The organism is Natrinema zhouii, from assembly GCF_013456555.2.
GTDB classification, from domain to species: domain Archaea; phylum Halobacteriota; class Halobacteria; order Halobacteriales; family Natrialbaceae; genus Natrinema; species Natrinema zhouii.
This window is the reverse complement of the sequence record NZ_CP059154.1, coordinates 677,154-691,073: the sequence shown is the minus strand read 5'-3', so window position 1 is coordinate 691,073 and position 13,920 is coordinate 677,154. Positions and strand designations below refer to the sequence as shown.

12 protein-coding genes are annotated in these 13,920 nt (G+C 64.0%); 7 read left to right on the top strand and 5 right to left on the bottom strand.

Features of this window, described 5'->3' with window-relative positions; translation table 11 throughout:
* Nucleotides 1-5 precede the first annotated feature (5 nt).
* On the top strand, nt 6-743 hold the full coding sequence (locus HYG81_RS22100) for an alpha/beta hydrolase family protein (protein WP_180841849.1): 738 nt from the start codon (nt 6-8) through the stop codon (nt 741-743).
* Nucleotides 744-823: 80 nt separating this feature from the next.
* On the opposite strand, the gene HYG81_RS22095 is transcribed toward HYG81_RS22100, so the two are convergent.
* Complete coding sequence (locus HYG81_RS22095) at nt 824-1,582, bottom strand: TrmB family transcriptional regulator (RefSeq protein WP_180841848.1); 759 nt, start codon at nt 1,580-1,582, stop codon at nt 824-826.
* A gap of 160 nt (nt 1,583-1,742) precedes the next feature.
* Here HYG81_RS22095 and HYG81_RS22090 point away from each other — a divergent pair, with 160 nt between their 5' ends.
* From HYG81_RS22090 to HYG81_RS22075, 4 genes are all read left to right on the top strand, one after another.
* On the top strand, nt 1,743-4,331 hold the full coding sequence (locus HYG81_RS22090; RefSeq protein WP_180841847.1) for an efflux RND transporter permease subunit: 2,589 nt from the start codon (nt 1,743-1,745) through the stop codon (nt 4,329-4,331).
* Nucleotides 4,332-4,435: 104 nt separating this feature from the next.
* A complete protein-coding gene (locus HYG81_RS22085) occupies nt 4,436-4,783 on the top strand; it encodes an ArsR/SmtB family transcription factor (protein ID WP_180841846.1) in 348 nt (115 codons plus the stop codon).
* On the top strand, nt 4,780-5,091 hold the full coding sequence (locus tag HYG81_RS22080) for a DUF7521 family protein (RefSeq protein WP_180841845.1): 312 nt from the start codon (nt 4,780-4,782) through the stop codon (nt 5,089-5,091). Before HYG81_RS22085 ends, HYG81_RS22080 begins: the two co-directional genes overlap by 4 nt.
* A gap of 371 nt (nt 5,092-5,462) precedes the next feature.
* Nucleotides 5,463-5,846, top strand: a complete 384-nt coding sequence (locus HYG81_RS22075; RefSeq protein ID WP_180841844.1) for a universal stress protein — start codon at nt 5,463-5,465, stop codon at nt 5,844-5,846.
* A 105-nt stretch (nt 5,847-5,951) separates the two neighbouring features.
* On the opposite strand, the gene HYG81_RS22070 is transcribed toward HYG81_RS22075, so the two are convergent.
* Entirely contained in the window at nt 5,952-6,632 is a 681-nt protein-coding gene (locus HYG81_RS22070; protein ID WP_180841843.1) for a hypothetical protein, read from the bottom strand.
* A gap of 294 nt (nt 6,633-6,926) precedes the next feature.
* Here HYG81_RS22070 and HYG81_RS22065 point away from each other — a divergent pair, with 294 nt between their 5' ends.
* Entirely contained in the window at nt 6,927-8,108 is a 1,182-nt protein-coding gene (locus HYG81_RS22065) for a DegT/DnrJ/EryC1/StrS family aminotransferase (protein WP_180841842.1), read from the top strand.
* Nucleotides 8,109-8,284: 176 nt separating this feature from the next.
* Nucleotides 8,285-9,844, top strand: a complete 1,560-nt coding sequence (locus tag HYG81_RS22060; RefSeq protein ID WP_226376015.1) for an NAD-dependent epimerase/dehydratase family protein — start codon at nt 8,285-8,287, stop codon at nt 9,842-9,844.
* Between the two features lie 126 nt (nt 9,845-9,970).
* Here HYG81_RS22060 and HYG81_RS22055 read toward each other — a convergent pair whose 3' ends face one another.
* From HYG81_RS22055 to HYG81_RS22045, 3 genes are all read right to left on the bottom strand, one after another.
* A complete protein-coding gene (locus HYG81_RS22055; protein ID WP_180841841.1) occupies nt 9,971-10,765 on the bottom strand; it encodes a VOC family protein in 795 nt (264 codons plus the stop codon).
* A 48-nt stretch (nt 10,766-10,813) separates the two neighbouring features.
* A complete protein-coding gene (locus HYG81_RS22050) occupies nt 10,814-12,520 on the bottom strand; it encodes a Na+/H+ antiporter NhaC family protein (protein ID WP_180841840.1) in 1,707 nt (568 codons plus the stop codon).
* Between the two features lie 137 nt (nt 12,521-12,657).
* A complete protein-coding gene (locus HYG81_RS22045; RefSeq protein ID WP_180841839.1) occupies nt 12,658-13,770 on the bottom strand; it encodes an OBG GTPase family GTP-binding protein in 1,113 nt (370 codons plus the stop codon).
* Between the last annotated feature and the right edge of the window lie 150 nt (nt 13,771-13,920).

Sequence of the window (13,920 nt, the reverse complement as noted above, 5' to 3'; positions counted from 1 at the left end):
GACGAATGCCAGACCGACACCGAATCCGGATCGAAACCGCGGCGACGGAACGGAGCCCACCGGAACTCGCGGTCGTCCATCACGAGGCACCGTCCGACGACTGGCTCGTCTTTTGTCACGGCCTTCGGAGCGACAAGTCCGGCAGCTACGAGCGGCGATGCCGACGAGCGGTCGCGGCCGGCTACAACGCGGTTCGATTCGACTGTCGCGGCTGTGGCAACTCAGACGGCGAGTTCGTCGAGTCCACGCTCGAGGCGAGACTGACCGACCTCCGTCGCGTCGTCGACTACTTCGACCCCGACTCGTACGCCCTGTTCGGCTCGAGTTTCGGCGGGAAGGTCGCGTTCCACGCCGGAGCAGCCGACGATCGAGTCGAAGCGATCGCCACGCGAGCGCCGGTGACGACCAACGAGACGTTCGACGAGTATCGGGCGACGGTCGAACGCGAGGGCGAGGTGGCCTTCGACACCGGCGAGCGTCTCGATCGGCGGTTCTTCGACCACCTCGATCGGTATCCGTTCGGCGACGTCGCGTCGACGCTGTCGGTTCCGGTCGCAATCTTCCACGGCGGGGACGACGGCGTCGTCGATCCCGCCGACAGCTTCGACGCCGCCCGGCGACTCGAGACCGACGTCCTCCTTGAGCGATTCGCGGGCGAAGGCCATCGGTTCTCGCGAGACGGTGAGGAGCGGTTACTCGAGCGGCTGTTCGGCTGGCTCGAGTGGACGGACGATCGCTCCTGAGACGGCTCAGTCGCTCTTCGATCTGGTAAATAAACCTCATGATGATATACAAAATGGGGCGGTCGAGCGAACGCCGTCCGCTACGAGTGGCGGTTCTTGCCGGACTCGATCCCGGACTGCATGAACTGCGCTAAAATGCGGCCGATACTGCTCCCGGCCGTCCACATCGCTTCTTCGGCGACGGTATCGCCGTCCGTCGCAACCGCTAACAGCACGGTGCTGTCATCGACCATGAGCGTTCGTCCGGCGAAATCGGCCGGATTGTCTTCACCCATCACGATCACGGTAATCGGACTGTCAGCGAACCGCTCCCCTCCCGATTCTTCGGCCGTGACGACGGTGACGGCTACTCCCTCCGCGGCCCGCTCTCGGAGCGTCGTTTCGATCGTCTCGGACAGCGAGTTCTCCGCCGGCGCGACGAAGACGGCGCTCGAGTCGGCCGATTCGAGCAGCTCCGCGATCCGGTCGTCGATCGGCTGCCGGCCGCGAAGCGTCGAGACGGCTCCGTCATCTGCGCGTTCAGGCGGCATCGTCCGAAGTTCGGCGAGGTTCTCGAAAGCTCGCTCCCGTTCGCGCTCGAGGCGATTCGTCAACTGTTCGCGGGCTGCCGAGAGGCTCACCGGCCGATATCGCTTGGGCGACGATTCGGTCAGTTCGACGAGCCCGCGCTCGACGAGGTCGTCGGCTGCGCCGTACACCTGCGAACGCGGAACCTCAGAAATATCGCTGATCTCTTGAGCGGTCCCCTCCCCCAGTTCCTGGAGCGCGACGAAGACGCGCGCCTGATAGTTCGGTAACCCGAGTCGTTTCAACGCCGCGACCGCATCTCGTGTACTCATAGCTAGATTCGGTTGTTCGCATCCTGTCTGCCGATCGTGACTCTGTGCTCCGATTGTGGCCCCTTGGTTCAGCGGGCCTATCAGTAACGGGGATTCGTCGGTGTACATATTTAGTAGAAACGTACAATATTTATGCTGGTCGGACCGCAACGCTCGAGCAATGAACCCGGCCGAACGGTACGCGGCGTTCGTGACCGACCACAGTAAACTCATTATCGCGGTTCTGCTTGTGATGACGGTCGTCGTCGGGAGCGCCGCGGGGAACGTCGACTCGGGGCTGACCATCGCGAATTTCGAGGGCGACTCGACGGAGGCCGAGAAATACGACATGCTCCAGCAGAACTTCACGACCGAGGGCGAGAACACGACCGTCGTCCAGGTCGTGGTCCGGGACGAGAACGTCCTCACGAAGGACTCCCTCCTCGAGACGTTGCGCTTTCAGCAAGCCGTGACGAACGAGTCGGCCGTGAACGCGACGTTACGAGAGCGCCAACCGACGGTCGGCCTCTCGAATATCGTCGCGACGACGGCCGTTCGGCAGTCGGCGGACGAACGGTCCGCGGACGGAAACGGCTCCGAGCAGTCGGCGAGTAATATGAGCCCGTCTGCGACGCCGTCGCTGCGCACACAGATCTCACAGCTCGAGTCGATGTCCGAACGCGAGGTCGAAGCGACGGTCGAACGGGTGCTGGCTCTCGATTCGGACGTTCGGGGACCGGTCGACCCCTACGCGCTGTTGACGACCGACTACGAGCAGGGGTCGACGACTGCGACGGGGCGCGTCATGTACGTGTTTCAGGACACGAGCGACGCGACCGGCGACGACCTGCCTCAGGACGTCGTCGACGCCCAACTCGAGATACGGGATCTCTCGGCGAGCGGTCTCCTGTCCGCCGAGAGCTTCGTGTTCGGTGCCGGGATCGTCGGCGCGGAGAGCACGGAGGCGACCGGCGAGAGCTTCGCGATCATCTCACCGATCGCGCTCCTGTTGATTCTCGTCGTTCTCGGCGTCGCCTACCGCGATATCGTCGACGTCGCGCTCGGGCTGGTCGGCGTCGCGCTCGTGCTCACGTGGATGGCCGGATTCATGGGCTGGGCGGGGATCGGCGTGACGCAGATCCTGATCGCCGTTCCGTTCCTGTTGATCGGGCTGAGTATCGATTACGCGTTACACGTGGTAATGCGGTATCGCGAGGCCCGACTCGACGATTCCGGCGCGACGCCTCGAGAAGCGATGCGCCGCGGCCTCACCGGCGTCGTCATCGCCATCGGTGCGGCCACGTTCACGACGTCCGTCGGCTTCCTCTCGAACGCGGTCAGTCCGCTCGAGTCGATCCGGGAGTTCGGCATCGTCAGCGCAGCGGGGATCGTCGCGGCGTTTCTCGTCTTCGGCGCGTTGCTCCCCGCGTTGAAACTCGAGGTCGACGGGCTGCTCAGGCGACTCGGCTTTTCGCGCCGATCACCCGCATTCGGTCGGGGCGGCGTCGCCGGAACCGTTCTCAGTGTCGGGGCCGATATCGCCCGGCGAGCGCCGTACGTCGTCATCGGCGTCGCAGTCCTCCTGAGCGTCGCGGGCGGTGCCGCTGCCGCCGACATCGATACGTCGCTCGACCAGACGGATTTCCTCCCGCGGGACTCGCCGGACTGGATGGACTCGCTCCCCGGACCGTTCCAGCCGAGTGACTACGAACTCCGCGCGAACGCCGAGTACCTCAACGAGAACTTCGCCCAGTCGAACGACCAGTCGCGGGCCGAATTTCTGATAGAGGGGCCGGTCACTGATCCGACGACGCTCGAGCGGATCGCGGACGGCAAGGCCCACGCGTCGAATACGTCCTCCGCGGTGAAACTGGCCGACGGGAGCCTGCAGGCGACCGGGCCGCTGGAGACGATCGAGTCGGTCGCCGCGACCAACGAGACGGTCGCAGCTGTCGTGGACGAGGTAGATACGGACGGCGACGGGGTGCCCGATGAGAACCTTACCGCGGTGTACGACGCCGTCTACGCCGCCGACGCGGAGGCGGCCGAAGCGACGATCCACCGCGACGACGGCGAGTACCGCGCGCTTCGTCTCTCGGTGGGGCTCTCCGGCGGGGCGGATACCGGAACCATCACGGAGGAGATGCGCGGGGTCGCGACGACGATCGAGGGTGACTCCGACCTAACGGTGACTGCGACCGGCCAGCCGATCGTCGAGGAACTCGTCCAGCGAGGGCTGCTCACGACGCTCGTCCAGGGCTTCCTCATCACGTTCGGTGTCATCGTGGCGTTCCTGACGCTGATCTTCTGGCTCCGGTATCGGACGCTCACGCTCGGCGCGGTCGTGATGGCTCCCGTTTTGCTCTCACAGGCGTGGTTGTTTGGAACGATGTACCTCGCAGGAATCGCGTTCACCCCCGAAACGGCCATCATCGCCGCAATCGGGATCGGGATCGGCGTCGACTACGCCATTCACATCGGCGAACGGTTCCTCGAGGAATACCACGGCGACGATCACATCGCGTCACTTCGGCGGACGGTGCGCGGAACCGGTGGCGCGTTGCTGGCCAGCGCGGTGACGACCGCGGCCGGGTTCGGCGTCCTCGTCTTCGCGCTCGTTCCGTCGCTCCAGCGGTTCGGGTTCGTTACGAGCATCGCGATCGGATACGCGTTCCTCGCGAGTATCCTCGTTCTCCCGAGCTTGCTCGCGGTGTGGGCACTGCGAACTGACTACGTCGGTGCGGACGCCGATACCGACTCTGCCGCCTGATCGCGCCGAAATCCATTTCTCATCCGACGACTTTCGGGAGTCTTTTCTCACTCAGAAAAACCGGACTGCTTTTCATAGTTATACCGAAACAAACAGGTATACCAGTGAGTGAGGATACCGACTTGTCGACGCTGCTCGCGGTGCTCGACGACGAGTACGCACGGGATATCCTCACCCATACGAGCGTCGAACCCATGTCTGCCAGTACCCTGAGCGAACGGTGTGACGCCTCCCTCCCGACGATCTATCGGCGACTCGACCGACTCGAGGAGTGTCACCTCGTCACCGAAGAGACGGAACTCGCGCCGGACGGCAACCACTACAGTGTCTACAGTGCGAACCTCGATCGGCTGGAACTGTCGCTGGAGAACGGCTCGTTCTCGCTGGATCTGACGTACCGCGAGGAAGACGTCGCCGACACGTTCACTCGCATGTGGGAGGGGATGCGATGAGTCGGAACGTCGTGCGAGTCGACGAGGCGACGATGTTCGAGCTGTTGACCGTCGCGAGTCTCCTCCTCGTCGCGCTCTTCGGGACGCTCATCGCCTATCAGGCCTACCGCGGCTACCGTCGGAACGACGCCCGGTCCATGCTGTATCTCGCACTCGGGCTCCTCCTGCTGACGGTGTCTCCGTTCCTGCTCAACATCGCGGTCACGACGCTGGTCGATCCGGAACGGGTCGTCATCGCACTGCTCGAGAACGTGAGTCGACTGTTCGGTCTCGTTGCGATTACCTATTCGTTGTACGGTCATCATTGACGACAGCTTTCGGAAGCCGACCGAGAAAACGGGATTACAGTCTCGCGAGCGACGGGAGTGGGCCGAAGCGATCCAGTGACGATCGAGTCCTGCCGGCAGCGAGACGGGTCGCTGACGCAATACGGCCCCGTGAGAGAGGGAATCGCGGAGCCGCGTGGAACAGTCGTCGCGACCCTGAGATGATCGGATGCGGGGAAGGCGGAAACCACCAAGGCGGGGATGGACTCCCTTGCCCCCCATGCGTTCGTGTGGTTCCCATCGTATTAGTGAGACCAGTGCGTTTTCTGGGTCGGAAAATACGACGTACCCGCGGCGTCTCGTTTCCGTTTCTGTTTCATAGCTTTCTTCGAGATCGCCGCCGTCGGTCCGCTATGCACTATCTCGCGGGAACCGACTCCGTCCACACGGCGGCGGCGATCTGTGACTATCTCGACGGTCGAGCGACGGCCGACGACACCGTGACCGTGATCGCAGTCGTTCCGTCCGACGATCCGACGGCGCGCCGCGACGGCGACGAAGCGCTGAACGTGGCTTCCGTTCGGCTCGCGACCGTCGACGACGTCGCGACCGAGCGTCGGTCCGGTTCCCCTGCGGACACGCTCGCCGAGGTAGCGGCGGCGATCGATGCCGACGAGATCGTGATCGGCGCACACGGCGGTGATCCCGACGCGACGCGCGAACTCGGCTCGACCGCGCGACGGCTGCTCGCGGACGCGACCCTGCCGGTCGTCGTCGTCCCGATTCCTGACCTCTAACGCCGCGAACGACGGTTCCGCGCTGGAACCGTGGCCCGTCGTCCGCGTCCTCGAGAGACTCGTCGTCTTCGTTTCTTCTTCGTCGACTGCGGCGTCTCCCGCTACTCACGTTCGTGCGTCGGCGAGCGACTCGTGGCGCGAGGGACGCTTCCAGCACGCGTGGACCGCCGTCCCGGGATCGACGCTCTCGAGGGTCGCTTCGTCACCGCTTGAGAGGTCGGAGCCGGTCCATGGCCTGGTCGTCCGAAGCGGCTCGGGCTCCAGTCGATAGTCAGTGGCGTCGTACAGGGCGAGGATCACGTGATCGCCGTCGAGCGGGAACTCATCCTCATAGCGGACCGAGACCGTCCTCGCGTCCGAGTCGTAGTCGAATGCGAACTGGAAGTCACCGTACAGAGTCGCTTGGGCGGGCATGCCGTATTCGGTCTCGTGGTGGAGCGTGATCCGGAGATTCAGCTCGGCGTCCTCGGTCGCGACGAGTATCGTCGCTCCCGCCTCGATTTCGTCTCGACCGTCGGCCCAGATCTCCGCATCGTAGGGCTCGCCGTCGAGTTTCAGTGTGAGTTCGTCGACCGGCGTCGGATCGCCCTTTTGGACCTCGATTTCGACGTACTTCTCGTCCGCGTCTAACTCGTCGGGCTCGAGCCAACCCGGGCTCTCGTGTCGCTCGATCTCGTCTGCGGGCGTTTCGGCGATGTCGTCTATAATCGAAAGACAGCCGGCGGCCGCGATGGCGACCGTCGAACTGAGGCCACTGAGGAGGGTTCGGCGGGGACAGTCTGGCATTCGGCAGTGGTTTTGTCAACTAACGATAAGTAATTCACTATCTGATCGCGGACTTGAGCTATTATTCAGTACCCCAGCGGTCGAGCGACCGTCTCGATATGTGACGGAATGCTCCGGCACGTGATGGTTTTCGAGTTCGAATGCGGCCGTACTCCACGTTGCAACGCTCCCAGGGGAACGACCGAGTGGACGGCCAGGGTATCCGTCTGTTTTGCGAACAGAACAGGCGAAGTGATAGTCTCTCGAGGGGTAACGAGCGGCTACTTAATTCATCGGTCGGTGATGGCTCGATCGATGGAAGACTCGATACCGCTGTTCGAAATTCCGTGGGGCCAACGGGACGTGGCCAACGCCGTCGACTCGATCACTCGAGGGAGCTACTGGGCGAACGGGCCGTACGTCGAGGCGTTCGAAGCGGGCCTCGAGGAGTATCTGGGCGTCGAACACGCGGTGACGGTCAGTTCGGGGACGACCGCACTGGTGGCCGCGCTGGCGGCCCACGGCGTCGGCGAGGGCGACGAGGTGATCGTCCCGTCGTTTACGTTCATCGCGACGGCGAACGCCGTTCGGCAGACCGGTGCGCGACCGGTGTTTGCGGACATCCAGCGCACGGCCTACGGGCTCGATCCGGACGCCGTTGCGGACGCGATCTCCGACGAGACGGCTGCGATCGTGCCGGTCCACCCGTACGGAGCCCCCTGCGAGATCGACGCCCTCGCCGATCTGGCCGCCGACGCCGAAATCCCGCTGATCGAGGACGCGGCCGAGGCGTTCGGCGCCGACTACGAGGGTGACCTTCTCGGGACGTTCGGGGACTCCACAGCGCTGAGTTTCTGTCAAAACAAGATCCTTCCGACGGGCGAGGGCGGGGCAGTCGTCACGGACGACGACGAGATCGCGGCCCAGGTTGAACGCTACCGGTCTCACGGTCGCGCGTCGGACGAGTACTTCCAGTCGACCGACAGCGGCGAGTACGTCGACATCGGAACGAACGTCCGGATGTCCGATCTCGTCGCGAGCATCGGCTGTGCCCAACTCGAGAAGGTCGAGTCTAACATCGCCGGTCGGCGGCGTGCAGCCGCGAAATTGTCGGCTAAACTCGCTGACGTTCCCGGCGTCGAACCGCATACGGCTGTCGGTCGTGGCCGACACGTCTACCAGCTGTATACGGTCACGCTCGGGCCGGACATCGATCGATCGGTCGTTATCGACACCCTGACCGAACGAGACATCGCGTCGAAAGTCTACTGGGAGCCCACCGTCCACCAAACGCAGGCCTACCGCGAGGGAGACGGTGCCAGATCGGCGTCGCTGCCCGTCACCGAGGACGTGGCCAGTCGCGTGCTTTCCCTGCCGATCCATCCCGAGTTGTCTCCGGACGAGATCGACCGGGTCGTCGCTGGCGTCAGTGCAGGCATCGAACGCTGCCGTTCCACTGCACCGAGTCTCGAGGCTCGAGACGTCCGGTCGAAGTGAGTTGGGTCCTCTTCAACTATCCAGTAATTCAGTTGCTACGGATAGAAATCGTATCAATCAGGGGCTGTTCTGCCGCTCACACTATCCATAACAAAGGGGAATCGTCATGGTAGACTGAACAAGCCGTGTCGGCGTCGGTACGAGACCGGCTACGAGCGGCAGTCCATAATGCAACTATGAGATGGCCAGTCACCGCAGACGAAGGGATGTCGATCCGCAACGCGATGGCCCAGATCGATCGTTCCGGGTCGGGAGGTATCGTCGTCGTCGACGAGGAGAATCGGCTCGTCGGAACCGCGACGAACGAACGTCTCAGACGGAAGCTGCATGCGGGGGTCGCACTGGAGACGCCGTTATCGGCCGTCGTCGACGATGATCCGACCGTCATCGACGCGGACGAAACGGGATGTCCGATCGACGGACAACCGACTCCGAAGAGTGAGTGGGATCGGAGTGGATCCGTCGCGAACGGGGAGCGAACCGGGTCTACGACGAATCGGAATGGGACCGGATCTACGGGGACAGCGGATTGGAGCGGATCCACAGCGACAGCGGATCCCAGCGGCTCCACCGTGGCTCCGGTCATCGATTCGGACGGGAGCGTCGTCGACGTGACCGCAGTGGCTGACGGCGACCGAACGCACGAGCAGGGGATCGATCCGACTGCTGTCGAGACAGTTCTCGTCGTCGGCGGTGCCGGATATCTGGGATCCGTTCTCTGCAGACAACTGCTCGACGACGGGTTCGACGTTCGCGTGCTCGATCCCCTGCTGTACGGCGAGGCCGGCGTCGCAGCGCTCCTCGAGCACGACCGGTTTTCCCTGCTCCGGGGCGACGCCCGGTCGGTCGAGACGGTCGTCGACGCGGTCGAAGGAGCCGACGCTGTCATCCATCTCGGCGGCATCGTCGGCGACCCCGCCTCCGAACTCGATCCGCGGAAGACCCTCGAGTACAACTACCACTCGACGCAGCTACTGGCGTCGGTGTGCAAGTATTATCAGATCAATCGCTTCCTGTTCGCGTCCACCTGTAGCGTCTACGGGCGGGCCGAGACCGATCACGGGCGCTGTACCGAGGACTCGCCGCTCAATCCCGTCTCGCTGTACGCCCGGTTGAAGATCCAGTCCGAACGGGTGCTCCGGACCTTCGCCGACGGAAACTTCTCGCCGACGATCCTCCGGATGGCGACGATCTACGGTCGCTCGCCGCGGATGCGGTTCGATCTCGTCGGGAACGTGTTACCCGCGAAAGCGTACCACGAGGGTGTCGTTCCCGTCTTCGGTGGCGAGCAGTACCGGCCGAACGTCCACGTCGCCGACGCCGCACGTGCGTACATCGACTGCCTGACCGCCCCGATCGAGGACGTCGGCGATACCGTCTTCAACGTCGGATCACAGCTGCAAAACTACCGGATCGACGAACTCGCAACGATCGTCTCCGATTGCTTCCCCGACGCCGAAATCGAGTTCCACGACGATCGGACGGACAACCGAAGTTACCGAGTCGCCTTCGATCGGATCGCGGACGCGCTCGGCTACGAGCACGACATGACCATCCGCGACCACTGTCAGGAGCTCCGGGCCGCGTTCGAATCCGACGAGTTTACCGACTACACCGCCGATCGCTACAACAACTGTGCGACCCTCGAGTCACTCGAGGAGTTCGAACAGGCGACGACGGTTCCCGACCACCACGAGCCACCCACCCAGGAGACGCTGCCCTCCACGGGCATGTGACGTGCTCGAGGGCGACCCACGGGCATGTGACGTGCGTGCTCGAGAGCGACTCGAGACGCTGCTACCACTCCGTGGCACCGCTGAACTGACCGGCGGGACCGGTGGGCGAGCGAGCTGAGACTCCCCTTAGAAGGGGAACAGCGAGTCGGCCTCGAGGTCGCGCTCGATGAGTTCGATCTCGTGACCGTCCTGGTCCGTCGTGAACGCGTACATGTTATCGCAGCTCTCGGGATCGCGGTAGTCCGCGGCTTCCCGCTCCATGAGCCGATCCCAGTCCTCCTCGAGGTCGTCGATCCGAATACAGAGGTGCCCCCAGGCGTCGCCCATCTCGTAGCTGCGGCCGTCGTAGTTGTACGTGAGTTCGACGGACATCGCCTCGTCGGCGGCGTCCGCGGGTTCGACGAAGTAGTTCGCGAAGGTGTCGGACTCCCAGCGGCCGACCTCGTCGTACTCGAACTTGCGCGTCCAGAAGCCCAGCGCCTCGTCGACGTCCTCGACGCGGATCATGGTGTGATCGATCGACCACAGTGCGCCCTCGTCGGGGTCGCGCTGCACGATCTCGATCTCGTGGCCGTCGGGGTCTTTCACGAACGCGTAGCGGCCGCCACAGGATTCGGGATCACGGTAGTCCTCGACGCCCTCATCCATCAGCTGCTGGTAGCAGTCCTCGAGTTCTCCCTCGGGCACGCGGACCGCGATGTGGCCCCAGGCATCGCCCACCTCGGGCTCTTCGCCCACGTTGTGAGTGATCTCGAGCATCGCCCCGTCCTCGTGCATGTCTTCCGGCCCGAGGTAGACGATGGTGAAGTCGTCGCCCTCGAAGCGGTCCTTCTCCTCGTACTCGAGATGCGTCTGGTACCACTCGAGCGATTCCTCGAGGTCAGCGACGCGGATCATCGTGTGATCGAGCGTTCCGTCCATACGCGAACGGAGGCCTGCGCGCTCCAAAAAATTGGCGAAGGCGGCGGTCTAGCCGGACCGCTCAGGCGAATCGGCGTCGACCTCGGCGTCTCGTTCGGTGAGGTCGGCGGCCGGGCTCGTCGGGACCGGCTCGAGCCCCTTTCGACCGGCGTCGAATTTCGAGAGGCCGACGACGAGGCCGACGAGGGCGACGGCGCCGAGCGGCAGGAAGACGATCGGCGGCACGCCGAGGTAGCCGTTGAGCAGGTAACAGCCAACGACCACGAAGAAGACGGTCAGTGCGTAGGGCAGTTGCGTGCGGACGTGGTCGATCAGGTCCGCACCGCTGAACGTCGCGGAGAGCACCGTTGTGTCGGAGATCGGCGAGGCGTGGTCGCCGAAGATCGCGCCGGAGAAGACGGCACCGACGGCAACCGGAACCAGTTCGAACCCGGTCCCGAACTCGTAGGCGACTTGGATGGCGATGGGCGTCACGAGTCCCATCGTCGCCCACGACGATCCCATGGTGAACGCGACGAACGCGGCGACGAGCAGGATGAGCACGGGCAGCAACTCCGCCGTGATGTACGGTTCGGCGACGCTCGCGACGAATTCGCCGGTGCCGAGCGTCTCCGCGACGCTGCTGATCGTCCACGCGAGCACGAGGATCGTCACCGCCGTCAGCATGATACCGAAGCCGTCGATGACGGTATCGACGCCGTCGCCGATATCGAACAGGCCGTAGGCCAGTCCGATCGTGATCGCGGTCACGACCATGGCGAACGAGCCCCAGGTCAGCGCCGTCGCGAAGTCGCCCGCGCCGACGATGTCGATGAGAACTTGCGTCAGCCCTGCGTCATTCGCGGCGGCACCGAACGCCGTCGGCGCTCCCGCCTCGGCCTGGCTCGAGAGCCACGACTGGTATCCGGTCCAGAACGCGCCCGCGAGCGTCACCGCGATCAGGACGACGACCGGAGCGAAGAACGTCCGCAGCATCGGCCGGTCGTCGATCGGTTCGCCCAGGTCTTCCTCGACCTTCTGGAGCGGCTGTGCGCCCTCGCGGTTGACCGCTCCCGTCGTCCGCGAGCGGTGTTCGGCGTCCAGCATCTCGCCGTAGTCCCGGCCGGTGAAGACGACGATGCCGACCATGACGATCGCCAGCAGCGCGTAGGTGTTGTAGGGAATCGAGCCCACGAACGTCGCGAACGCCGTCGGTGCCTCGTCCTCGACGCCCATGTCCTCGTATTTGGTTCCGATCAGCGTCAACTGGAACGCCACCCAACTCGAGATGCCAAGTGTCGCGACGGGTGCGGCCGTCGAGTCGACGATGTAGGCGAGTTTCTCGCGGGAGACTCGCAGTTCATCGGAAATTTCTCGCATCGTGCTCCCGACGATAGCCGTATTGGCGTAGTCGTCGAAGAACATGACGAGTCCCAGTATCCACGTGGTCAGCCCAACGGTCCGCTGGGTCTCGAGGCGCTCGGTCGCCCACCGACGGACGGCGATCGCGCCGCCGAGCCGCCAGATGAGCGCGACGCCGGAGCCGAGCAGAAGCGTGAACAACAGGATTTCGGCGTTGAGGCCCGGCGTGTCTTCCGGCCCGATGATCGCGCTGATGATCCACTCGAAGGTCTGTGCGACGCCGAGGCTCTCGGTGACGATGACCGCCCCGGACCAGATGCCCAGAAACAGAGAGAGCATCGGCCGGCGAGTCACGATTGCCAGCCCAATCGCGAGCAGCGGCGGCAACACCGAGAGCGCCCCATACGTAGCCATATCTACCTAGTCTTCGGGCTGCCGGATATTCTTGATCGTTCCGATCCGACTATCGATTCAACGATCGTACCCGGTTGAATACCGACGACAGGCGATACTCGGTTTCCGGTCCTCGAGATCGACCGATTGCGCACCTGTTACCGCCGCAGAATCAGCTTCAACACGTCCTCGTCCTCGAGCACGTGATCCGTTCCGACCTGCTGTTGATCGTGGGCCGCGCTGGGGCCGGTGACCCGAGCGAAGCGGAACCGCTCTTCCATCTCGCCGCCGAGTTTCCCGATGGCTTCGCCGACGGTCGTTCCCCGCTGGACCACGAGCGGTTCCTCCCAGTCGATGCCGCGGCCGGGTTTCTCCATGTAGACCCGGATGAGACCGAGTCGCTCCCAGATCCGGTCTTTGAGCACGTCGAGCCCCTTCTCCTCCTCGGCGCTGATGAAGGTCACCTTCTCGGGATCGAGGCCGCGCTGACGCAACTCCTCGTCGACCGTCTCCTTGTAGTCGGGATCGATCAGGTCGACCTTGTTGACGCAGGTGATCGAGGGGATATACTCCCGATTCTCCATCAGGCCGTCAACCAGCCGGTCGATGGAGACGTTCTCCTGAAGATTGAGGTCGGCGTTGACGTAGCCGTGCTCGCGGAGGACGTCCTTGATCGTCTTCTCGTCTAAGTCCTGGTCGGTGCTCGAGGTGACCTTGATCCCGTCTTTGATCTTCGGTCGGACCGTGACCTGCGGGGGCTCCTGATCGACGCGGATGTTGATGTCGTAGAGCTCCTCCTGCAGTCGGTCGTACTGCTCGATTTCGAACACCGAGAGCATGTAGATGATGAGGTCGGCGTTGCGGACGACCGCCAGCACCTGCTGGCCGCCGCCCTTGCCCGCCGCCGCGCCCTCGATCAGCCCCGGCACGTCGAGCATCTGGATGTTCGCGCCGCGGTGGTTGAGCATCCCCGGGTTGACGTCCAGCGTCGTGAACTCGTAGGAGCCGGTTTCGCTCTCGGCGTTGGTCAGCGAGTTCAGCAGCGACGACTTGCCGACGCTCGGGAACCCCACCAGCGCGACCGTCGCGTCGCCGTGTTTCTCGACGGAATAGCCGCCACCACCGCCCGATCCGGACTGCTGCGTCTCGAGTTTCTCCTTCTTCTCCGCGAGCTTCGACTTCAGCCGGCCGATGTGGGCCTCCGTCGACTTGTTGTAGGGCGTATCGGCGATTTCCTCCTCGATTTTCTCGATCTCATCCTCGAGCCCCATTTGTCAGTATGCAACCGGTCGCGCCGAAAAACCCTTTCGAGACACGCGTTGAGGGACCGAGGCGACGGCGTCCGAACGAGTTCCCCGCCGCGCTCCGAGCGGCCGAACGACCACATCGACCGAGAGGTCGAACCCGTCACAGTCCTTCCG